This window comes from Psychrobacter sp. HII-4 (assembly GCF_904846595.1).
GTDB classification, from domain to species: Bacteria; Pseudomonadota; Gammaproteobacteria; order Pseudomonadales; family Moraxellaceae; genus Psychrobacter; species Psychrobacter celer.
The window spans coordinates 1-23,351 of the sequence record NZ_CAJHBJ010000006.1 but is presented as its reverse complement, the minus strand read 5'-3'; the positions used below and the strand labels follow the sequence as shown (position 1 = coordinate 23,351).

Here is a 23,351-nt window from a genome sequence, read left to right as displayed (position 1 = left end):
CGCTACTGGTATAAATTTTTCTTGCGTGCTGTATACACAGAGGCTGCGAAAAATTCATCCCAGTAGCGCTTTGGAACTTATGACAGTTTTGTTTTAAACTGACGATATATAAAGTAATTAAATATACAGCAGTCAAATCAGCGGAGTTATACCTCTTTATACAGCTGTCGACCCTCGCTATGATATTTTTCAGTCATCTCTTGCATGCCTTGCTCAATCTCAGCTGCACTCATCGCCTCTGTGCCTAAGCTTTCTGACGCGTCCAAACCCTTGGCGTACTCGCGGACGTTTTGGGTGATTTTCATCGAGCAAAATTTCGGCCCACACATCGAGCAAAAGTGTGCCGATTTGTGCGCGTCTTTTGGCAGCGTTTCATCATGGTATTCGCGGGCGGTATCAGGATCGAGCGCCAGATTAAACTGATCGTCCCAGCGGAACTCAAAGCGCGCCTTAGACAAGGCATTATCGCGAGCTTGCGCGCCTGGGTGGCCCTTAGCCAGATCAGCGGCATGCGCGGCGATTTTATAGGTGATGATACCGTCTTTCACATCCTTTTTATTCGGCAGTCCTAAGTGCTCTTTTGGTGTCACATAACAGAGCATGGCGGTGCCAAACCAGCCAATCATCGCCGCACCGATAGCACTGGTGATATGGTCATAACCGGGTGCGATATCGGTGGTCAGCGGCCCTAAGGTATAAAACGGCGCGTCGCTGCAAGTCTCTAGCTGTAAGTCCATATTTTCTTTGATGCGGTTCATCGCCACATGTCCTGGGCCTTCGATCATCACCTGTACATCGTGCTGCCATGCGATTTTCGTTAGCTCACCAAGCGTGCGCAGCTCACCGAACTGCGCTTCGTCATTGGCATCTTGCAAGCAGCCAGGACGCAGACCATCACCTAAGCTAAAGGCCACATCGTACTGCTTCATAATCTCGCAAATCTCTTCAAAATGGGTGTATAAAAAGCTCTCTGTATGATGGGCAAGGCACCACTGCGCCATGATAGAGCCGCCGCGAGAGACAATACCTGTGAGTCGATTGGCCGTCAGTGGCACATAGCGCAGCAGCACGCCTGCGTGGATGGTGAAGTAATCAACGCCTTGTTCGGCTTGCTCGATCAGTGTATCGCGGAATATCTCCCACGTTAGGTCTTCGGCGATGCCGTCGACTTTTTCTAATGCTTGATAAATTGGTACCGTACCGATGGGCACAGGCGAGTTACGAATCAGCCATTCACGGGTCTCGTGGATATGATTGCCTGTCGACAAATCCATGATGGTATCCGCGCCCCAACGCGTGGCCCATGTCATCTTCGACACTTCTTCATCGATAGACGAGCCAAGTGCTGAATTGCCGATATTGGCGTTAATCTTTACCAAAAAACTACGCCCGATAATCATCGGCTCAGACTCAGGGTGATTGATATTATTTGGGATGATGGCGCGACCGGCCGCGACCTCGCTACGCACAAACTCAGGGGTGATGATTTTTGGGGTATTGGCACCAAAGCTCTCGCCGTCATGTTGGCGCATATCGGTCAGTTCATGCTGTTTTTGCGTCTCACGAATGGCGATATATTCCATCTCAGGGGTGATGATACCGCGGCGCGCATAGTGCATCTGCGTGACATTGCCTGCTTTACCATTGACTTTTTTGGCGCGGCGTGGCTTATCGATATGGGCAAACCGTAGATTGGCTGTGGTGATATCACGCGCACGCGCTTGCCCGTATGAGCTGGACAAACCGCTTAGCTGCTCTGTATCACCGCGCTCGGCTATCCAGCCCTCGCGTAGTTTGGGCAAGCCGCGGGTTAGGTCAATTTGGGCATCAGGGTCGGTATAGACGCCTGAGGTGTCGTAGACATAAAACGGCGGGTTTTGCTCCCAGTCGGACTCATCCACGCCCTGAATAGGCGTGGGATCTAGCGTGATCTTGCGCATCGGCACTTGAATATCAGGTCTTGAGCCTTGGATATAGACTTTTTGCGAGGCGGGGAGAATGCGGTGTAAGTCGCGCGCTTCTTCTTCAAAGCGCGTGTCTTTGGCGCTACGGTGCGCAGGGGTTTTTAGCGCGTCGGTTTTTTTGTCAGAAGCGTTTTTCTGGGTCTTTGGAGGTAGGATTGAGGTTGTCATATGCTGTCCTAGCGTGTTGGTTTTTGAATAAAAGCAACACCGCCAGAAGCTGCGGGGGTAGCACTTATCATCTAGGCAGTTTTTGCTGCGTCGTCGTCACTGGCTGTCAAATCTATCATCGCAAAAATCTGCCTTCGCGGAGGATGTCATCAACCTGTAAGCGACGCTTGGTATCTCTCATCATTATTTGGCACTACTTAACCCTATAAAGCTTAGCACCACTAAGCGGGCATTTAGGCCAACAGTCATGAGGATAACAAGGCATTTCTGCCCGTCTTTGCCATACATAATAAAGTGCTGAAGACTTCCCTGCGTCGGTACTAACCGCATCAGGTTCGGCGGGTGATCTCTCAGCGAATGTACAAAGGCAGTCAGCCATTCGTACACCGCACCCCGAGTCTGTCAGTGTTGTCAATCAGTCTCATACTAACAAACTTCTGCCATGAGGGCTACTGGTGTTTGACCACCGGTATGTCAGTCAACGTGCGCACGAGGCCATGAGTCATGACACGCAGGCTAATAGCGTTAGCCTCAAGCGCCGACTGATTTGACCCTATTTGTCACGCACATAAAAGAGTTGGGCGGTTGTCATCAAACTGTCATAAAAACTTGTCAAGATGTCACACATGTCACCAATCATGCTTTGTTCAATCGTTGTTAAACTTTAGGAGTTCTACATGCGTTATTCGTTATTGGCAGTCGCCGTTAGTTGCACCTTAGTACTCACCGCTTGTAATAAATCGACCGACACCGCAGAGTCAGCAGCGCAGAGTGACACCAGCGCGGCGACAGTGGCCGAAACTACCAGCACAGTGACATCTTCTCCAGCAAGCGATTTTAAATCAGCTGAAAACATCGCCATGAACATCACTGGTGCTGGCGCGTCGTTCCCGCAGCCTATCTATGCCAAATGGTCATATGACTATAATGCCGCGACTGGCGGTCAGGTTAACTATCAGTCTATCGGCTCCTCAGGTGGCATCAAACAAATCCAAGCAAAAACCGTTGACTTTGGCGCCTCTGATGCCCCCATGACCCCTGAAGAGCTGGATGCGGCAGGACTTATTCAGTTTCCAACCGTCATCGGCGGCGTGGTACCGATTGTCAATATCGATGGTGTCGGACCAGGTGAGCTAAAGCTGGACGGCGCAACTCTAGCCGATATCTATCTGGGTAAGATTAGCAAATGGAATGACCCTGCTATCACCGCCATGAACCCAGATTTGACCCTGCCAGATGCTGCCATTACCACCGTATTTCGCTCAGATGGTTCAGGCACGACCTTTAACTTTACCGATTATTTGGCGAAGGTTTCAACTGACTGGAAAGACAGCGTGGGTGTCGATAAAACCATCAAATGGCCAACCTCTGCCACAGGGGCAGGCGGCAAAGGCAACGAGGGCGTATCAAGCTACGTCAACCGCATGAAAAACGCTATCGGCTACGTCGAGTATGCTTACGCCAAGCAAAACAACATGGCGCACGCTGCCCTAAAAAACGCGGCGGGTAACTTCGTGCAGCCATCTGCTGAGACCTTTGCTGCGGCAGGTGATATCGATTGGTCACAGCAACCAGGCTTTTATAAAGTCATCACCAACTCTGAGACCGAGCAAGCGTGGCCCATTGCCGCTGCCACCTTTATCTTGGTACACAAGCAGCCAGAAAACCCGAAGCAAGTGGCTGGCGTGCTGAACTTCTTTGATTGGGCGTATGCTCAAGGTGATGATAGTGCCATGGCGCTTGATTATGTGCCTTTCTCTGATACCGCAGTGGCACTGTTTAAAGACAAGTGGAATGAAGTCAAAGGTAGCGATGGTCAACCCGTCTACACCCCAGCTCAGTAGTTTTTATACATATATATAGCAGAGCTTGTAAGCCCCTTTGAGACACCTATTCTCCGGTGGTTGTCTCAAAGGTTTTATCACAACAAATTTAAAAATAGCGTCATTAATGACCGTTAATAGCGCCCTTTATTAAGATTTAGTTTGTTGTGATAAGACCTGATGAGTCTTTTAAAGATTTTGATTTAATATTATTTAATGCTGAGACACTTATGAATGATTTAAGGTCGCAACTGGCAAAACAAAAACGTTACGATGCATTATTTGTCAATGCCACCAAGGCATTTGCCATTCTCGTGCTGCTATCTTTGGGCGGTATTTTGCTCTCTTTGATCATTGGCGCCTGGCCGAGTATACAAGCATTTGGTCTGGGGTTTTATACCAGTAATAACTGGGACACGGTTGCCAATGAGTACGGTGCGCTGGCGCCGATCTATGGCACGCTGGTGACGTCCTTTATTGCCATCTTAATCGCCGTACCCGTCAGCTTTGGTATTGCGATATTTTTGACCGAGATGTGTCCGAATTTCTTAAAAAAGCCCCTCGGCATCGCCATTGAGCTGCTGGCGGGTATTCCCTCTATCATCTACGGTATGTGGGGACTGTTTGTCTTTGCGCCATTTTTTGGCGATCACATTCAGCCGTGGTTTATCGAGCATATCGGCCCATTGCCTATCATCGGCAAGCTGTTTACCGGTGCGCCAATGGGATTGGGCATGTTTACCGCCTCATTGGTGCTTGCCATTATGATTATTCCTTTTATTGCCGCTACCATGCGCGATGTTTTCTCTGTCGTGCCAGACCTGCTCAAAGAGTCAGCTTACGGCATGGGCGCGACCACTTGGGAAGTGATGTTTAAAATTATCTTGCCCTATACCAAAGCAGGCGTGGTCGGCGGGGTTATCTTGGGGCTGGGTCGGGCGCTGGGCGAGACCATGGCCGTGACCTTCCTTATTGGCAACGCCTTTAATATCAGTCCAAGTCTGTTTACCTCGGGCGTCACCATTACCTCAGCGCTGGCCAATGAGTTTGCCGAAGCCTCTAGTGAGCTACATCTGGCCTCGCTGCTGCACCTTGGCCTCATACTATTTATCATCACCTTTATTGTGCTGTCGCTGGCTAAGCTCATGCTGATGCGTATTGATCAAAAAGCAGGCAACCGCTAATACATAATGACATACAGACGATAGCGATATACAGGCTGACAAAAAATCTTGAAAAATGGAAATGAGTTTTATGCCTACTAATGCGATGCACTCAGCGTTACCTGCGCAGACTGGCTTTGATAGCCGCTACGACAAGCGTCTTTATAACAAACGGCGCTGGGCCAATAAGCTGGGCTTGGGTTTTGCCATGTCGGCGATGGTATTTGGCTTGATTTGGCTGTTTTGGATACTGGTGACGCTGTTTGTCGAAGGCTTTCAGGGCATGGTGCAAATGCCTATCTTTACTGCCGATACGCCGCCGCCGATGAGCGAAGGCGGCCTACGCAACGCCATTGTCGGCTCGGTGATGGTGGCGTTTTCAGGGTTGTTTATCGGCGCGCCCATTGGCCTGATGACAGGGATTTATTTGTCTGAGTTTGCGCAAGGCAGCCTACTTGGCAAAGTGACGCGCTTTTTAAATGACATTTTGCTCTCTGCCCCCTCGATTGTCATTGGTCTGTTTATTTATGCCCTGATGGTTAAAGGTCAAAGCTTCTCTGGGTGGGCAGGCGCACTAGCATTGGCACTGATTGTGGTTCCAGTGGTGGTACGCACGACAGAAAACATGCTCAATTTGGTGCCCAATAGCATTCGTGAAGCGGCCTATGCACTGGGCACGCCGAAGTGGAAGATGGTCACGCAAGTGACGATTAAGGCGGCTCGAGCGGGGCTGACCACTGGTGTGCTGTTGGCCTTTGCCAGAATCACTGGTGAGACGGCGCCCTTGCTATTTACAGCATTGAATAATCAATACTTTAGTACCGATATGGGCGAGCCGATTGCCAACTTGCCGAACACTATTTATCAGTTTGCCATGAGTCCTTATGATAATTGGCATACACTTGCATGGGCCGCTGCATTGCTGATTACTGCTTCGGTATTGGTACTAAATGTATTGGCAAGGTTTATCGGTGGTCGCAGCTCCAGCAAATAGTAGCCAGAGTAGATAACGCCTACCGCCAAATCACCTTATATATAGCAGTTACTTAAATTTATATTCATCAAGCTAGGTTGGATAACATTATGAATGACGTCATCAGCAAAACGCGTAGCACAGCAGATAGCAACAACTTTGATACGAGCACAGCCAGCTTATTAAACAGACCGATGGCGACGACCACGCAACTGTCGCAGCCAGATGCGGCAAACTTAACTAAGCAAACACAGCATGATATTCCCAAAGACATGCCAGCAGCGAAGATGCAAATTCGTGATTTAAGCTTTTATTACGGGGATTTTCAGGCACTTAAAAACATCAATATCGACATTCCTGATAAAAAAGTGACTGCTTTTATCGGGCCATCCGGCTGCGGCAAGTCAACCCTGCTACGTACCTTTAACCGTATGTATGATTTATATCCTGGCATGCGTGCAGAAGGCAGTATCAACCTCGATGGCAAAAATATCTTGGGCAAAGACATCGATGTCAACCTGCTACGTGCGCAGGTCGGTATGGTATTTCAAAAGCCGACGCCGTTTCCGATGTCTATCTATGACAATGTCGCCTTTGGTGTGCGTCTTTATGAAAGACTAAGCAAAGCTGAGCTGGACCATCGGGTGGAATGGGCGCTAAAAAAATCGGCACTATGGCCGGAGGTAAAAGACAAGCTCAAAGCCTCAGGTTTGTCTCTATCAGGCGGGCAGCAGCAGCGTCTGTGCATCGCTCGTAGTGTCGCTACCAAGCCTGAAGTGCTACTGCTCGATGAGCCAACTTCGGCGCTTGACCCAATCTCGACAGGCGCCATCGAGGATTTGATTGAAGACTTAAAAAAAGACTATACCATCGCCATCGTCACTCACAACATGCAGCAGGCGGCGCGAGTGTCAGACTATACGGTCTATATGTATCTGGGCGATATGGTTGAGATGGGCGAGACCGATCAGATATTTACCACGCCTACGCAAAAAGCCACGGAAGACTACATTACGGGTCGTTATGGCTAACGCTGTACAGATTAAAGCTATCGTTAATTTTTAATAACAAAAATATAGTGAGTTCCGTATAAAAACGATACAGTGGGACTGGGATAAATTTTACGCAGCCTCTGTCCGCGCAGGCACAGCACGCAAGGAAAATTTATACCAGTTCCACGTTGACATATGATGTATCTGTTTTATTTAGAATCGACTACACAGCTATGCTAGCAGCATGCCATTAATATACAGATATTCAGGGAATACCTCTTATGCAAAGTGACAAGCATATCTCCAAAAGTTTTGATCAAGATTTGGATGAAGCCATTCGTCTGTTTTTGGTGATGGGCGACCATGCAGCCAGCCAAGTTGCCAAAGCCATTCACGCACTTATTGACAAGGATGACACACTGGCGCAAGAAGTCATCGAGATGGATTTTGATATCAATCGGCAGGAAGTCGAGCTGGATGAGCATATCTTGTTATTGGTCGCCAAGCGCCAGCCTGCGGCCAGTGACTTGCGTTTGGTGATGTCCATCAGTAAAGGCGTGGTGGATCTAGAGCGCATCGGTGATGAAGCGGTCAAAATCGCCAAAATGGCCAATAAGCTCGCTGCCCAAGGCAAATCAGCGTATGGCTATGCCGAAGTTCAGCATCTAAGCAATCAAGTACGTCTGATGCTGCACAATGCGCTAGAGGCTTTTAGTCAATCCAATGCTGAGCAGGCGTTTGAGGTGATGCGCAATGATGATGTGGTCAATGAAGAGTATCAATCAGCGATGCGTGCCTTGATGACTTATATCATGGAAGATGCGCGCCACGTCTCCAAGGTCATCAATATCGTGTGGGTGTTGCGCGCGCTCGAGCGTATTGGTGATCATGCGCAAAACATCGCCGAGCTGGTCATCAACTATATCAGCGGCCAAGATGTACGCCACTCAGACTATGCACTGGTCGAAAAAGCCGTGCAAGAAGCCAATGATCGGATGGCGGCACGTCACGATGGCGCAATGTCAGCGAACATGTCAACCACGGACGTTGGATTGCCAGATACGGACTAAAGGTGATAAGAGGGTTTATAAAAATCCTACTTTGTGTGCACTAAAAAAACGCGCTATATTTAAAGATAGCGCGTTCTAATATTTAACATACTGGTATAAGTATAAAAGTGATGCCGAATTTTTATCATCCAACGCCGTAAAACCACATCCTTCTAGGGCGTGGATATCAGGCGTCAGCCGTTGTCACCTAAGATTTAGATTGCCTTGATAACCAAACCTATTGAGATCATAATTATTCCATGAAAACGCTCAAACTACGCATCAAAGACAAACACGCCACTCAGCTCAATATCTTGGCTGGGGCGGTCAATTTTGTCTGGAATTACGTCAATGAGCTAAGTTTTAAACATCTTAAGTGTACAGGCAAATTCTTTTCAGCTTATGACTTGGCCGCTTATACCAAAGGTGCGGGAGACTACCTAAATCTGCACAGCCAAACCTTGCAAGCAGTGACCGAAACCCATGCCAAGGCTCGTAAACAGTTTAAAAAAGCCAAACTCAGCTGGCGCACCAACAACCCAAAGGCCAAGAGAAGAAGTTTGGGCTGGATTCCTTTTAAAAAGACCGCGATTAAGCACTTAGCAATCCGTCAGTCAGGCAAGAAAAGCCTTAAATCTACTATTCAGCTAAGCCTTGCTAAGGGTAAAAAGCTGACCATTGATCTGTGGGATAGCTATAACCTAGCCCTCTACAGCATCAACACCTGTGAGTTAGTGCAAGACAATCGGGGCCATTGGTATGCCTGTATCACCGTCAAAGAATTTCCAAAGATTAAGTGTGGTACTGGCCAAGTCGGTATTGACCTAGGCTGCAAAGATTCAGCAGTCAGTAGTAATGGCGATGTTCTAACCACTAAGCTAACCCATCAATATGCTGAAAAACTGGCCATCGCCCAACGTGCTAAAAACAAAAAACGGGTCAAGGCCATTCACGCCAAGATTAAAAATACCCGCCAAGACTTGATCCATAAATTTACCAATAAATTAGTCAAAGCCAACAGCTTAATCGTTGTTGGTAAAATCAAATCAACATCATTCACTTCATCCAAACTGGCCAAGTCCGTCTATGATGCTGGTTGGTTTGAGATTAAGCGGCAACTGGATTACAAATGCGCGAACGCAGGTTGCCACTATATCGAAGTCAATGAAGCGTACAGCACCCAAACCTGCTCGTGTTGCGGCTCTCGCCAAGACAGTCCGAAAGGTAGAGAAGGGCTTGGTATAAGAGAATGGTTTTGTCGTTCTTGTAAAACGACCCATCAACGTGACGTTAATGGAGCAAAAAACATTCTCGCGGTCGGGCTTGGCCGTCTTTAGTAGGAATTCCCTCACTTTAGGGAGGGGAGGAAGTCAATTTTCTGGTGTCCAGCCCTGCGCGCGCTCATAGTCTTCGTTGTCCAAAAACTTCTCACGCTGCTCAGTCAAAAACTTTTTGGCCTCAGGGTCCATCATGCTTAGATGGTTTTCGTTGATTAGCATGGTTTGCTGCTCTAGCCACTCTTTCCACGCTTTGTCAGAGACTGTTTCTTGTAGCTCTTTGCCTTTTTGATTGGGGAAGGGTGGATGCGGCATTTTTGGCAGCTCTTGCTTGTATTTGCGGCAAAACACGGTATTGGCTTGCGGGTTAAAAGTCTCAGTCATTAGAGGCTCCTTATAAACTATGAATATCACCCTATGATAACGATCTGAGTAAATTTAGCAAAGGCTATCGGGTGTATAGACGGTAACAGCCAAGCGGTTTGATGAAAGTTTTGGCGATGTGAGGACAAAAAAACACCCGCGCGAAGGCGTAAGTGCTAGGCGCGGGTGTTGTATAGTGAGTTCAGGATAAAAACGATACAGCGGGACTGGGGTGAGTTTTACGCAGCATCTGTCCGAACAGGCACAGCACATAAGGAAAGTTTATACCCGTTCTGCGTCGGAATATCATGTCTCTGTTTATGCAAATTATGCAAAAGCTTTTAAGCGCGCGCGGCCATTAACCACCGCTTGCTTGACCTGATTGGGCGCGGTACCACCCAGATGATCACGGGCGGCGAGTGAGCCCTCTAGCGTTAGGTAATCAAAGACGTCATCGCCGATCGCGTCGCTAAATTGCTGAAGCTGTGCCAATGACAAGTCACTTAAATCAACGCCTTCTTTGATGCCTAAAGCCACAGCGTTGCCGACCACTTCATGGGCATCACGGAATGCCACGCCTTGACGTACTAGGTAATCTGCCAAATCAGTCGCTGTCGCATAGCCCTTCATGGTCGCTTGACGCATACTGTCTTTATTTGGTGTGATATTTGGTAGCATATCAGCGAATGCCAGTAGCGAACCTGTCAAGGTATCGACGCAGTCAAATAAAGGCTCTTTGTCTTCTTGATTGTCTTTATTATACGCAAGCGGTTGACTTTTCATCAGGCTTAACAATGTCATTAATTGACCAAAGACCCGCGCCGCTTTACCGCGTACCAGCTCTGGCACGTCAGGGTTTTTCTTTTGCGGCATGATCGACGAGCCAGTACAGAAGCGATCGGGTATCTGTACAAAGTTAAACTGCGCCGACATCCATAGGATAATCTCTTCGCTCATACGCGACATATGCATCATAAGGATAGAGGCCGCTGAGGTAAACTCAATGGCAAAATCTCGGTCTGAGACCGCATCGAGTGAGTTTTGGCAAATGCCATCAAACCCTAGCAGTCTGGCGGTGATGGTACGGTCAATCGGAAAGGTCGTACCAGCAAGCGCAGCACTACCAAGTGGCATCTGATTGATACGGCGACGGGCGTCGACGAGGCGCTCGGTATCGCGATAGAGCATCTCAAACCATGCCATCACGTGATGGCCAAAGCTGACAGGCTGCGCGGTTTGTAGATGCGTAAAGCCTGGCATGATGGTGTCCGTATGCTGCTCGGCCAAATCTAGCAAGCCGTTTTGTAAACGCACCAACAGCGCGATGATATTGTCGGTTTCTTCGCGTAGCCACAGGCGGATATCGGTGGCCACCTGATCGTTACGGCTACGGCCAGTGTGTAACTTTTTGCCCACCGCGCCGACGATATCAGTCAGACGTGACTCGACGTTCATGTGTACGTCTTCTAGGGTAATAGACCAATTAAACTCACCTGCTTTGATCTCAGCTAATACCTGCTGTAGACCATCGATGATGGTCGCCACTTCATCAGCGGTCAAAATCCCGCATTCTTTGAGCATGGTCGCATGAGCGATAGAGCCTTGGATATCATGTCGAGCAAAGCGTTGATCAAAGCCGACCGAAGCGGTGAAAGCGGCCACAAAGCTGTCCGTCGCTTCACTAAAGCGTCCGCCCCACATCTGCTGGCCTGGCGCGCTGGCAGGACCGTTTTGCGCCGCGTTATTTGTTGTAGAATCATCTGTGCTAGAATCAGAGACTGACACGTTTTTATTTAATTCAGGATTACTAGGGTTTGAAGAGTTGGCGTTCATATCGATACAAGACAAGTCAAGAGAATAAGAACTCAAGTATAGCAAATGATGAGGTTGCCTTACTAGCGGAGCGCTTAGAGTTTTTTATCCCCAAGCTCATGGAGGTCATGAAGCCTTGGCAGTGGCTGATTTATATCTTTTTTTGGTCGCTGTTTGTCACGGTGATCGACCGCCATGATCTAGCTACTTGGTCTGACTTTATAATCAAGCTTGGCAGCCGAGTGATACAAAACACCTTAAGCATCATCCCTTCTTTATATATCATCGATTATCTGCGCCCTGTTTTTAAGAGCATGAGCATACCCAAGGTCAGTATGTATGTGCTCGCCATCCTTATGCTGGCCTCTGCTGTCTCTATGGTGTTGGTCTTGCTGGTCATGATAAACATGGGCTGGCACGAATACAGCCTACAAAACTTCGTGTTAGAAGTGGTTTTTGACTTAATCCTTACAGGCGGTTTTACCTTGGTGTTTTTATTGTACTTTTTGCGCCATTATCATGAGATGAATGCCCTTAGTCAATCCTTTGAGCACAAACTAAACGCCCAAAACGACTTAATCAAAGCCCGTATCACACCGCATTTTTTCTTTAATACCATCAACACACTGGTGTCGCTGATGGAGTCCAATCCAGCGCGCGCCTCCCAGTTGCTACAGCATGTCTCAGCGCTGTTTCGCGCCAGCTTTAGTGGCGCGCGTGAGATCAGCTTTGAAGAAGAGGTCGCTTTGTGTGAGCACTATTTGGCCATCGAGTCTAGCCGGCTATCTGACAAGCTTGATGTCACTTGGCAGCTGCCAGATGAAGACATCATGTATGACATGGTCATCACTGCTTTGACGCTACAAAGTGTGCTAGAAAAAATGCTTCTTAACGTGGTGGAGATGACCACAGAGACGATTTTTATTCATATCAAAGTCACTTGGTATGAGCACCGCGTCAACATCACCATCAGCGTCCAGCTCCCCAAAAAAACCTTGATGATCAATCATGACTTGCGCCAGCACATGAATTTTTATATCCAAGCAGAGCGTCTGCGCTCGTACTTTGGCCAAAGCGCCGATATCAGAAGCAAAGTGACCAACAGCCAAATCATTACCTTGATTGATTATCCGCTACAAGACGTCGGGATATAGCGGTCTGTCATCTAGCTATCTGTAAGCTAGCGATTATCAATAGATACCTATTACTAATACAAACTTTTGTTTAATACGATGAATATAAAGTATGGCACAGTTATTGCACCGTACTGTTTATAATCGGCACGATAATCGTCAATATCTACTATATATTTGACCGATAAATAAGCGCTGTCGCTGCCCAAATTAAATGTTCAGAATACCTGCAATAATCAAACATTTTTTATGCTAAGTCCTTGGGCGTTAGTGTTATTATTGATAATAGGTTGATGAATTATTTCACTAAATCGTATTAAGTATGTCCTAAAACAGGAGTTTGCATGCGGATCGTAGTCTGCGATGATGAGCCATTGGCGCGTGAGCGTTTGGCCAGAATTGTACAAGAGTCAGGCCATCAGGTGGTGGCACAAGCTACGACAGGGGCAGAAGCCATTGTCGCTGTCAAAACCCAGCAGCCAGATATCATATTATTAGACATTCGTATGCCTGAGATGGATGGGGTGCGCTGTGCGCAAGCGCTGAACGAGCTTGAACATCCGCCAGCCATTATCTTTGTCACCGCCTACGATCACTACGCCATTGCTGCTCTCAAGGCCAATGCCATCGGCTATTTGCTCAAACCTGCCAATAAAGACGAGCTGCTGGAGGCGCTAAACAAAGCCAAAAATCTAAATGCCGCCCAGCTCAACGAAATCCGTAAGCTTGAGGACCCGACAGCGCGGCCAATACGTGAGCATATCGCCGCTCGTACCCATCGCGGTGTAGAATTGATTAAACTCACAGACATCTACTACTTTACTGCCGATCAAAAATACGTCAAAGTCCGTCACAAGGATGGTATCGTATTGATTGATGAGACACTAAAAGAGCTTGAGCAAGAGTTTGAAGACCGGTTGTTCCGCGTCCATCGCAATGCCATTATCAATCTGAGCTTTTTGGACTACTTAGAAACCTTGGATGCCGGCCAATATCAAGTGCGCTTTAAAGGCATCGATGAGACATTGGCGGTGAGTCGTCGCCACCTGCCAGCGTTACGTGATAAAATCCAAAGCATGTAAAGCGCTATCTGTAACTGACTGTTTTTATCAACCAGCGCCTGATATCTACATTCTTCTAGGGCGTAGATATCAGGCGTCAGCCATTGTCGTCCAGTATGGCGAACACCTTGATAACCAATTGCATTAAGATCATAATTAATCCATGAAAACGCTCAAACTACGCATCAAAGACAAACATGCCACTCAGCTCAATATCTTGGCTGGGTCGGTTAATTTTGTCTGGAATTACGTCAATGAGCTAAGTTTTAAACATCTTAAGTGTACAGGCAAATTCTTTTCAGCCTATGATTTGGCCGCTTATACCAAAGGGGCGGGTGAATACCTAAATCTGCACAGTCAAACCTTGCAAGCAGTGACCGAAACCCATGCCAAGGCTCGTAAACAGTTTAACAAAGCCAAACTCAACTGGCGCACCAACAACCCAAACGCTAAGAGAAGAAGTTTGGGCTGGATTCCTTTTAAAAAGACCGCGATTAAGCACCTAGCAACCCGTCAGTCAGGCAAGAAAAGCTTTAAATCGACCCTGCAATTTAGCCTCGCTAACCGTCAAAAGCTCACAATAGACCTATGGGACAGCTATAACCTCTCGCTCTACAGCATCAACACCTGTGAGTTGGTACAAGATGCACGAGGCAGATGGTATGCCTGTATCACCGTTAAAGAATTTCCAAAGATTAAGTGCGGTACTGGCGAAGTCGGTATTGATCTAGGCTGCAAAGATTCAGCAGTCAGTAGTGATGGTGATCAGCTACAAATCAAAGTCACGCATCAATACGCTGAAAAACTGGCCATTGCCCAAAGAGCCAAGAATAAAAAACGGGTCCGTGCCATTCATGCCAAGATTAAAAATACTAGATTAGACCTGATTCACAAATTCACCAATAAATTGGTCAAAGCCAACAGCCTAATCGTTGTTGGAAAGATTAAATCAACATCATTCACTTCATCCAAACTGGCCAAATCCGTCTATGACGCAGGTTGGTTTGAGATTAAGCGGCAACTGGATTATAAATGCAAGCATGCAGGTTGCCACTATACCGAAGTCAATGAAGCGTACAGCACCCAAACCTGCTCGTGTTGCGGCTCCCGCCAAGACAGTCCGAAAGGTAGATCAGGTCTTGGTATAAGAGAGTGGTTTTGTCGTTCTTGTAAAACGACCCATAACAGAGATGTTAATGGAGCAAAAAACATTCTCGCGGTCGGGCTTGGCCGTCTTTAGTAGGAATTCCCTCACTTTAGGGAGGGGAGGAAGTCAAGCTTAAATAGGGGTATTTTTTTGCGTCAGCGTTTACTATCAACGAGTGATAGCGCCCATTTTTGTGGCAAATCGACCGTATCGTTTCATGCAGAGATGATTCGCACTGATATTGTATATCAAACTTATTGAGGCCTTTTATGAGCAATCTGCAGCAACCTGCTTTGACTACCTTAAACATCGCCACGCGCCAAAGCCCATTAGCCTTATGGCAAGCTGAGCATATCCGCGATCGTCTGTTGGCGCTATATCCTGAGATGACGATTAATTTGCTAAAAATCGTCACTAAGGGTGACAAAATTTTGGACACGCCACTGGCAAAAATTGGTGGCAAAGGTTTGTTTGTTAAAGAGCTTGAGCAAGCGCTTTATAATAAAGACGCAGATATCGCCGTGCATTCGCTAAAAGATGTGCCCATGCAGCTACCTGAAGGCTTGACGTTGGGGGTATACTGCAAGCGCGCCGCCCCAACCGATGCGTTTGTGTCCAATACATACGATAGTATCGATGCGTTGCCGCAAGGCGCTGTCGTTGGCACCTCAAGCTTGCGCCGTCAGTGTCAAATCAAGGCTTATCGCCCAGATCTACAAATCAAAACCTTGCGCGGTAACGTTGGTACCCGTTTGAGCAAATTGGACGCAGGCGAGTATGACGCGATTATTTTGGCCACCAGTGGTTTGCAGCGTATTGAGCTGGACGAGCGTATTCGCGGTGAGTTGGATATCGATGCTTGTCTGCCCGCGGTTGGGCAAGGGGCGTTGGCGATTGAGTGCCGCGAGGGCGATGATGCAGTATTGCAGCTATTGGCACCCCTAAATGATAATAAAGCGCGTATTCGCCTGATTGCTGAGCGTGCCCTCAACCGTCATTTAGAAGGCGGCTGTCAGGTACCGATCGCAGCCTATGCGGTCTTGCAAATGGCAGACGAGACCGAGGATGACCGTGCGAAAAATACCGAAAATGTCAACAATGACGACGGCAACATATTGTGGCTGCGCGGGCGCGTGGGGCAGGCCGATGGTAGAAAGCTACTAAAAGCAGAAAAACGCATTGCCTTAACTGGTAGCCAAGACGAGCAAGAAGCTCAGGCCAATCAGCTGGGTATCGATGTGGCTGATATGTTACTTGCAGACGGTGCAGGCGCTATTTTATCAGCGATTTATGATACCAAATAACACGTAGATACCGCCGTCTAAGCTGCAAGCCCGTAATTAAGACGGGTTTGCGACTTCTTTATTTCTTTCGATTTTTGTCATGGTACGTCTATGTCATCCACCTCATCTCATCCAACATCTACCGCTCGGCATAAGAGCGCGGCCCCATCAGCGCCTGCGCGCGTGGTCATCAATACCAGACCGGTAGAGCGTGCCGCTCCGCTGACGCAGCACCTACAAGCTGCGGGTCTAAGCGTGGTAGAGATTCCGATGCTGACGTTACAGCCGCGTCCTACCACAGATGCGGACATGGCGCTGATGCGTCAGTGGTTTGCAGGCGACTATCAGGCACTTGTCATCGTCAGTCCTACGGCAGCAGCAGCGGGACTAGCGGTTTGGCAAGCGCTTGCCCGCGAGCGCCATGCCCAGCACTCTGAGACGAATGGTGATAACCAAAATGATGAAAGCCAAAAAACTACCGAGCTGCAAACCCTCAGCGCTCCCAGTCACTTGATTGCGGTAGGAGAAGCGACAGCTGCGGTCTTAAATGAGGCAAAAATCAAGGCGGCAAGCTATCACGTGCTGCAGCCGCGCGTGGCCAATAATGAAGGCATGCTTGCGATGCCAGAGATCGACAGCTTGCAAGCAGGGGACAAGCTGTTGGTATGGCGCGGTCTTGGTGGCCGCCGTTTATTGGTTAACACGTTACAAGCGCGCGGTGTCCATATCGATAGCATCGCTTGGTACGAGCGTATTATGCCTCATGAGGCCTGTACGCAATACAATCAGTGGTTACAGCAGTTTGCTACGGCCGCTTCTTTGCCTAGCTCTCCATCATCAACATTAGCATCAGCACCAGAACCTGCAGAACCAGCAGCGCCAAGCACCGCTCAGCATCCACAGCCTATACCCAAACAGTCAAAACCGGTCGTTATCATTAGTAGTGCCACCGCCTTTGAGCATTGGCGGCAAGTGGTCAGTCAAGGTACGCGACAAGCAACTGATGAAACGAGTGCTAAGGATACTGCAAAGCAGCCATTGGCAGACAGTACAGGGGCTGATGGGTTGCCCAAGCTCAAGCTGTCGGACTTTGCTTATGTGGTGCTGGGTGAGCGCTTGGCCAATATGGTGGCCGATGAGCAGCTGAGCTACTGGCGGGTGGAGGATTTAGCACCAGCCACCATACTGGCTGCGATCAGTGCTTGATACGCCTAGGATATGGCTGTTTTGTCATCAGGATGATTATTCCCGTTTTATACGGCTTGCGACAACCATGACCCAATCTACCAGTAACGGTGCTGTACTATGTCTATGAACCCTGAGTCTTCATCCAAGGACCCTTCTGCTATTCAGCAGCGTCGGCAAGCAAATATGCTACTCATACGCTTGCAATGGCTGACGATTTTATTGCTTATCGCCGCCTTACTCTGGTTATATATCAGCCAGCAGCGTTTTGAGCAGAATGTTCACGAGCGTCTGCAAAGTAACGAGCAAGTTGTCAGCCGTTTAAACGAGATGGATGATCGCTTGTTTGCCATGAGTCAGCAGACGCTACCTGAGCCGCGCGTGGCAGCCAGTAGCCAAGCGCAAAATCAGCTGGATTTACTGCGTATTCAAATAAAAGCGGTGGATAGGCTGCTGGTGGATAACAACGATAGCGCGGCGATTGATTTGCTGCGAGGGCTACACTGGCAGCTGTCGCAAAGCAGTAATGAGATTGCCCCTGCGCTGACGGTGGTGATTAAGCAAAGCCTGCTAAAAGACATTGAGCGTCTACAAGCGCAAAGCGCGCAGCCAAGCCCGTGGCAGATGCATAGCTTGGCCATACAAAATATCCAAACCTTTTTGCATCGCCATGAGCGTTACGACCATAAAGAGGGTAGCAAGGACAATAAAACCCCAGTTGCAAACACAGCTAAAGACAAGGAAGCACTGACCCGTAGGCAGCTGACCATCCACGAGACCATTATGACACTGAATTTGGCCATGCAAGCCAGCAATATGCGCGACCGTGAGCAGCTCATCAGTTATCTGTCGCAGGCACGCAAACAGCTCATAACCCTCACACCAAGCGCTGATGAGCGGCAGAAACAGGCCAACCTGCAAGCGTCAGATCAAACGGTCAATATCACGATGATGCAAGCCCCCAACGACGTGGCAGAGGTGATCAATTGGCTAGATCAATTGATTGTCGAAGCACCCAAGCCCACGGCGCTATTGACCACGCAAGTCTTAGCCAAACCGCAGCGCTAGTCGCTGGGGGCTTGACGATAAGACACACCCTAATAATAAAAAATAGGATGATAAAAAAGGACACTTTATCTCACCCCGCCGTAAAACCACGTCCTTCTAGGGCGTGGATATCAGGCGGCTTATAATAGTTTATTTCTTACATTAATAGTTTTAAAATGTAAGACATGAAACATAGAGCCTACAAATTCCGATTTTACCCAACTGATGAACAAACTGTATTGCTTGCTCAGACGTTTGGTTGTGTCCGGCTTGTGTATAACTCTATTTTGCGTTGGCGTTCTGACGAATACTATCAAAGCAAGGCTAAAGCAGGCTATGTTCAAGCCAGTGCTAAGCTGACTCAGCTTAAGAAGAAACCTGAATACAGTTTTTTGAATGACGTGTCTTCGGTTGCCTTGCAACAATCTATACGCCATCAACAAACCGCTTTCAAAAACTTCTTTGAAGGTCGAGCTAAATACCCTACATTCAAATCTAAGAAGCACAAGCAATCTGCTGAATTCACCAAGAGCGCCTTTAAGTACAAAGACGGCAATATCTATATTGCTAAGAATAAAGAGCCGCTTAGTATTAGATGGTCGAGAGACTTGCCAAGCGCACCTACTACTATCACTATTAGCAAAGACCGCGCAGGACGATATTTTGTATCGTGCTTGTGCGAGTTTGAAAATCAAGTACTGCCAAAGTCCGATACCAACATTGGTATTGATGTTGGCATAAAACACCTGTTCGTAACCGATACTGGTTCTAAGGTTGACAATCCCCGCCATACCGCTAAATACGCTAAGAAGCTTGCCTGTGCACAAAAGAGACTGAGCCGTAAAAAGCTTGGTTCTGCCAATCGTGCTAAGGCTCGTCTTAAAGTAGCTCGTATTCACGCTAAAATCTCCGATTGTCGATCAGATAACTTACACAAGTTGTCTCGCAAACTAATCAACGATAACCAAGTTGTTTGTGTCGAAAGCCTTCGCGTTAAGAACATGATCAAAAACCCTAAGCTGGCTAAGCATATCAGCGATGCCAGTTGGGGTGAATTTGTACGGCAACTAGAATACAAGGCTGATTGGGCGGGTCGCTCTATCTCTAAGATAGACCAGTTTTTCCCAAGCTCTAAGCGCTGTTCCAGTTGTGGGTACATACTACCGTTTTTGGCGCTTGATACTCGCCGTTGGGTCTGTCCTGAATGCAGTGCTGATCATGACCGTGATATCAATGCTGCCATCAATATCAAAACCGCAGGACTTGCGGGGTTAGCCTTTGGAGAGAATGTAAGTCTTGTGTAGCCAGTCTGCATAAGTAATTCTCGTTGAATTAGGAAGTTCTAGTAGCGATGCTAGGAATCCCCGTCTTTCAGGTCGGGGAGGAGGTCAAGAACCGCTCCCTACCAGCCGATTTACCGACAGTCAATGAGCCCCTAGCGACTGAGCTGGCTCACTATCCCGTCATCCATCATCAGCCGATTCACTGGGGCGAGATGGACGCCTTTAACCATCTAAATAACGTGGTGTTTTATCGTTATGCTGAGTCAGCGCGTATTGCTTATCTGCAGGCATTAGGCATGTTTGATGGCAGCATGGTGACGGTATTGGCACAGTCAAGCTGTCAGTATTTGCGTCCTGTGGTCTACCCTGATACTTTGTTATTAGGAGTGCGCTGCCAGCGTTTGGGCCGTACCAGTATCGTGATGGAGTATAGTTACTATAGTACGGCGCAAAGTCTGGTAGTGGCGACGGCTGAGGCAGTGGTGGTGCGCTTGGACAGCGCTGGCAAGGACAAATTGCCGTGGAGCAGCGCCGAGCGCGAGCGCCTATTGGCATTAGAAGCGACCGTTGGTCATACGCCTGAGGTTTGAGCCTCAACTTTTATAGATGTTACTCGCACATAAAAAAGCACGCTCAGTTTATAAGCGTGCTTTTTTTATGATTGATAAGGCCACTTAATCACTATCGAATAGTGCTTAAATAATGATCACAGCGCCTAGCCTTGCTTGGGTGCATGCACAAAATCTACTACATTTAGATCAAAGCCTGATAGTGCATAAAACTTCATGGGCGATGACAATAAACGCATATCACGCACGCCTAAATGACGCAAAATCTGTGCGCCAACCCCGATGCTACGATACGGCTGCTGGGTGATGGTTGATTGCGATTGATTGTCTGCCGCTTTATCCAGCGCATCGCCTAGATCAACGGGCTGATTGCTACCAATCCAAACCAGCACGCCGCGCTCTGAGGCGCTGATTTCTTCCAACGCTGACTGTACGCTCCATCCGCTACGACCTGTCATATCGTTTTTGGCGGCAAACAAGTCACGCAGCGGATGGAAGCCATGGACACGGACAGTACTGACGCCTTCGCTGACATCGCCCTTGACCAACGCCAAATGCGTCTCTTCAGCGCCAAACTCACGGAAGCGGTGCAAGGTAAAAGTCCCATGCTCGGTCTCAAAAGGACGCGTCTCTATTTCTTCTACCGTTTGCTCGTTGGCGATACGGTAATTGATCAGATCAGCGATTGTGCCCATCTTGATGCCATGCTCTTTGGCAAAGATTTCAAGATCGTCACGACGTGCCATCGTACCATCAGCGTTGATGATCTCGACGATGACCGCTGCAGGCTCCAGTCCCGCTAGACGAGCCAAGTCGCAGCCTGCTTCGGTATGGCCGGCACGGTGCAGGACGCCGCCGTTTTGTGCCATGATAGGGAAGATATGGCCAGGTTGTACGATGTCTTCGGGTTTGGCTGATGCAGAGACCGCTGCCTGAATAGTGTGCGCGCGGTCAGCCGCTGAGATGCCTGTGGTGACGCCTTCAGCCGCTTCGATAGACACTGTAAAGTTGGTGCTAAACTTTGCTTCGTTGCGATCAGACATTAGCGGTAGTGCTAGCTGTTGGCAGCGCGCTTGCGATAGGGTCAGACACACTAGGCCGCGAGCATGGGTGATCATAAAGTTGATGTCTTCAGGGCGCACATGGGTGGCGGCCATGATGATATCGCCTTCGTTTTCGCGGTCTTCATCATCCATCAAGATGACCATTTTTCCAGAACGGATGTCTTCGATAATCTCAGGAATGGTATTTAAACTCATAGTAAGTCTCGATATTTTATTATGTGTAGATAGGTGTGAGGTAACATATATAGCATGATCTGCCTATAGTAACAGCCGCTGACGCCATAGGCTGTTGCGATTAGGAAACGTGCCGCTGGCTACATTTATTCGATGATGGGCATGACCCGGCTATAGGTACGGACGCTAGGCACGATTGCCTCATTGCTTATATATCATTATGAGGACATTTTAACGCTTTTCATCCTATCGTGCTGCCCCATCTCCAAACTATATGCCGAAGTCTGTCAAAAACAGCGTTCAGTATTACTAATAAACGGGCAGGTTTTAAAAGTTACTGGCAGATTGGGATTTTAGCCAGTCCATAAACTGCTTGCTGTGCTGCTCTCGCTGATTATCAGAAAAATAATAAAAGCGCGTACCCAGCAGCGTATCTGGCAGATAATGCTGCGGATAATAATGATTTGGGTAGTCGTGTGGATAGGCGTAGCCCTGCCCGTAGCCTTGATTTCGCATCAATTTGGTCACGCCATTGCGCAGATGTAGCGGTACGGGAGAGGCGTCTTTTTCTGCCAAGGCCATCGCCGCATTTATCGCTTTATAAGTGCTGTTGCTTTTGGCACTGGTCGCCAGATACACTACCACTTGCCCTAATATAATGCGCGCCTCTGGCATACCGATGGACTGCACGCTACGTAGGGCGGCATCAGCGAGGAGTAGGGCATTGGGGTTGGCATTGCCGATATCTTCGCTCGCCAAGATGACCAAACGCCGCGCGATAAAATCAGCTGGCTCTCCGCCCACCAGCATCCGCGCCATCCAGTAGAGCGCCGCATCAGGGTCGGAGCCGCGCACGGACTTTATCATGGCAGAGACAATATCGTAATGCTGCTCGCCGTCTTTGTCATAGCGTACCAGCGCCGTTTGTGCAACGCGAGCGACCAGCGCATCATCGATGATCAGCGGCGATTGTCTGGTATCCGCCGTTTGTATGGCCAGCTCTAGTAGATTAAGCGCCTTTCTGGCATCGCCGTGTGCCAGTTGGCTAATAGTGTCTTGTGCCTGCAAATCCACGACCAAGTCTTTGAAAATGCTATCTTCTGAGATAGCACGCTGCAACACGGCGGCGATTTGCTCGGGTGTCAGTGGCTCCAAGCGATAAACCTGACAACGCGATAGCAAAGCATTGTTGACGCTAAATGAGGGGTTTTCGGTGGTTGCCCCAATCAAGGTAATATCCCCAGACTCGACGGCGCCAAGTAAGGCATCTTGCTGCGCTTTGTTAAAGCGGTGTATCTCATCGATAAACACCACCGGCGACTCAAAGCTCAACGAGTCCTTAACCTCCAGCACTTCGCGTAACTGCTTGACCCCCGTATTGAGTGCCGACAACGCATGAAACGGCCGACCCACGGCATCAGCCAATAGCATAGCAATGGTGGTTTTGCCGATGCCTGCCTCACCGTGCAAGATAATGGAGGGCAGATGGCCTTGCTCGACCAAGCGTCGTAGCGGTGCCCCAGCTGCCAGCAGATGCTCTTGACCGATGATAGCATCGAGCGTCGCTGGGCGCATGCGCTGGGCAAGCGGGGTATCGGCATGAAAGTTTGGCGGCATAACACTCTCTATCGTTAATCAATGGGGCGGCAAAAGGATAGTCAATATAAAAGCACAGGCTCAGTATCAAATTAAAAGGGGCTGTAGTAGATAAGCACTATGCTAGACTACTTTTATGAAGATAACCCGTTGTAAACTAAGTAAAAAAGTACAGCGAAGGCTGTTAGAGTTTTTCACAGCTGAAGTGACGGCTAGAACAGCCGC

Annotated in this window: 19 protein-coding genes, 1 pseudogene and 1 riboswitch; of the genes and pseudogenes, 15 read left to right on the top strand and 5 right to left on the bottom strand. The window is 48.5% G+C overall.

Annotated features, from left to right (window positions below):
• Positions 1–146: 146 nt before the first annotated feature.
• Complete coding sequence (gene thiC, locus JMX98_RS04975) at positions 147–2,132, bottom strand: phosphomethylpyrimidine synthase ThiC (protein WP_201585045.1); 1,986 nt, start codon at positions 2,130–2,132, stop codon at positions 147–149.
• 289 nt (positions 2,133–2,421) lie between these two features.
• Positions 2,422–2,538: riboswitch (TPP riboswitch) on the bottom strand.
• A 271-nt stretch (positions 2,539–2,809) separates the two neighbouring features.
• Here thiC and pstS point away from each other — a divergent pair.
• The 6 genes from pstS (at position 2,810) to JMX98_RS04945 (ending at position 9,469) form a co-directional block, all read left to right on the top strand.
• Positions 2,810–3,976 (top strand): phosphate ABC transporter substrate-binding protein PstS, encoded by a 1,167-nt coding sequence (gene pstS, locus JMX98_RS04970; RefSeq protein ID WP_201585044.1) that lies wholly within the window; start codon positions 2,810–2,812, stop codon positions 3,974–3,976.
• Between the two features lie 209 nt (positions 3,977–4,185).
• A complete protein-coding gene (gene pstC / locus JMX98_RS04965; RefSeq protein ID WP_201585043.1) occupies positions 4,186–5,139 on the top strand; it encodes a phosphate ABC transporter permease subunit PstC in 954 nt (317 codons plus the stop codon).
• A gap of 70 nt (positions 5,140–5,209) precedes the next feature.
• Entirely contained in the window at positions 5,210–6,112 is a 903-nt protein-coding gene (gene pstA, locus JMX98_RS04960; RefSeq protein WP_413786516.1) for a phosphate ABC transporter permease PstA, read from the top strand.
• A 251-nt stretch (positions 6,113–6,363) separates the two neighbouring features.
• On the top strand, positions 6,364–7,122 hold the full coding sequence (gene pstB, locus JMX98_RS04955; protein ID WP_227526468.1) for a phosphate ABC transporter ATP-binding protein PstB: 759 nt from the start codon (positions 6,364–6,366) through the stop codon (positions 7,120–7,122).
• A 242-nt stretch (positions 7,123–7,364) separates the two neighbouring features.
• Positions 7,365–8,153, top strand: coding sequence for a phosphate signaling complex protein PhoU (gene phoU / locus JMX98_RS04950; RefSeq protein ID WP_201585041.1), 789 nt, complete (start codon positions 7,365–7,367; stop codon positions 8,151–8,153).
• Positions 8,154–8,392: 239 nt separating this feature from the next.
• The gene (locus JMX98_RS04945) at positions 8,393–9,469 is read left to right on the top strand and encodes an RNA-guided endonuclease InsQ/TnpB family protein (protein ID WP_201585040.1); all 1,077 of its coding nucleotides are present in this window, start codon (positions 8,393–8,395) and stop codon (positions 9,467–9,469) included.
• A gap of 33 nt (positions 9,470–9,502) precedes the next feature.
• On the opposite strand, the gene JMX98_RS04940 is transcribed toward JMX98_RS04945, so the two are convergent.
• Together JMX98_RS04940 and argH are read right to left on the bottom strand one after the other, a co-directional pair.
• Positions 9,503–9,793, bottom strand: coding sequence for an oxidative damage protection protein (locus tag JMX98_RS04940; protein WP_201585038.1), 291 nt, complete (start codon positions 9,791–9,793; stop codon positions 9,503–9,505).
• A 306-nt stretch (positions 9,794–10,099) separates the two neighbouring features.
• Entirely contained in the window at positions 10,100–11,473 is a 1,374-nt protein-coding gene (gene argH / locus JMX98_RS04935) for an argininosuccinate lyase (protein ID WP_198336189.1), read from the bottom strand.
• 113 nt (positions 11,474–11,586) lie between these two features.
• On the opposite strand from argH, the gene JMX98_RS04930 reads away from it, so the two are divergent.
• The 8 genes from JMX98_RS04930 (at position 11,587) to JMX98_RS04895 (ending at position 20,313) form a co-directional block, all read left to right on the top strand.
• Positions 11,587–12,738, top strand: a complete 1,152-nt coding sequence (locus JMX98_RS04930) for a histidine kinase (protein WP_201585036.1) — start codon at positions 11,587–11,589, stop codon at positions 12,736–12,738.
• A gap of 323 nt (positions 12,739–13,061) precedes the next feature.
• Positions 13,062–13,799 carry a LytR/AlgR family response regulator transcription factor gene (locus JMX98_RS04925; RefSeq protein ID WP_201585034.1) on the top strand — a complete coding sequence of 246 codons (738 nt, stop codon included), beginning with the start codon at positions 13,062–13,064 and terminating at the stop codon, positions 13,797–13,799.
• A 142-nt stretch (positions 13,800–13,941) separates the two neighbouring features.
• The gene (locus tag JMX98_RS04920; RefSeq protein WP_201585033.1) at positions 13,942–15,018 is read left to right on the top strand and encodes an RNA-guided endonuclease InsQ/TnpB family protein; all 1,077 of its coding nucleotides are present in this window, start codon (positions 13,942–13,944) and stop codon (positions 15,016–15,018) included.
• 176 nt (positions 15,019–15,194) lie between these two features.
• Entirely contained in the window at positions 15,195–16,229 is a 1,035-nt protein-coding gene (hemC, locus tag JMX98_RS04915; RefSeq protein ID WP_201585032.1) for a hydroxymethylbilane synthase, read from the top strand.
• A gap of 90 nt (positions 16,230–16,319) precedes the next feature.
• Positions 16,320–17,414 (top strand): uroporphyrinogen-III synthase, encoded by a 1,095-nt coding sequence (locus JMX98_RS04910; RefSeq protein WP_201585031.1) that lies wholly within the window; start codon positions 16,320–16,322, stop codon positions 17,412–17,414.
• 99 nt (positions 17,415–17,513) lie between these two features.
• Positions 17,514–18,461 carry a hypothetical protein gene (locus tag JMX98_RS04905; RefSeq protein WP_201585030.1) on the top strand — a complete coding sequence of 316 codons (948 nt, stop codon included), beginning with the start codon at positions 17,514–17,516 and terminating at the stop codon, positions 18,459–18,461.
• A gap of 164 nt (positions 18,462–18,625) precedes the next feature.
• Positions 18,626–19,744, top strand: coding sequence for an RNA-guided endonuclease TnpB family protein (locus JMX98_RS04900; RefSeq protein ID WP_201585029.1), 1,119 nt, complete (start codon positions 18,626–18,628; stop codon positions 19,742–19,744).
• 191 nt (positions 19,745–19,935) lie between these two features.
• Positions 19,936–20,313 (top strand): acyl-CoA thioesterase, encoded by a 378-nt coding sequence (locus JMX98_RS04895; RefSeq protein WP_227680041.1) that lies wholly within the window; start codon positions 19,936–19,938, stop codon positions 20,311–20,313.
• Between the two features lie 125 nt (positions 20,314–20,438).
• On the opposite strand, the gene ribBA is transcribed toward JMX98_RS04895, so the two are convergent.
• On the bottom strand, positions 20,439–21,551 hold the full coding sequence (gene ribBA / locus JMX98_RS04890; RefSeq protein ID WP_201585026.1) for a bifunctional 3,4-dihydroxy-2-butanone-4-phosphate synthase/GTP cyclohydrolase II: 1,113 nt from the start codon (positions 21,549–21,551) through the stop codon (positions 20,439–20,441).
• 306 nt (positions 21,552–21,857) lie between these two features.
• Complete coding sequence (locus JMX98_RS04885; RefSeq protein ID WP_192993866.1) at positions 21,858–23,147, bottom strand: replication-associated recombination protein A; 1,290 nt, start codon at positions 23,145–23,147, stop codon at positions 21,858–21,860.
• 115 nt (positions 23,148–23,262) lie between these two features.
• Between JMX98_RS04885 and JMX98_RS04880 the strand changes: the two are divergent.
• Positions 23,263–23,351 (top strand): annotated as a pseudogene (locus JMX98_RS04880) (IS1595 family transposase); the annotation flags it as partial.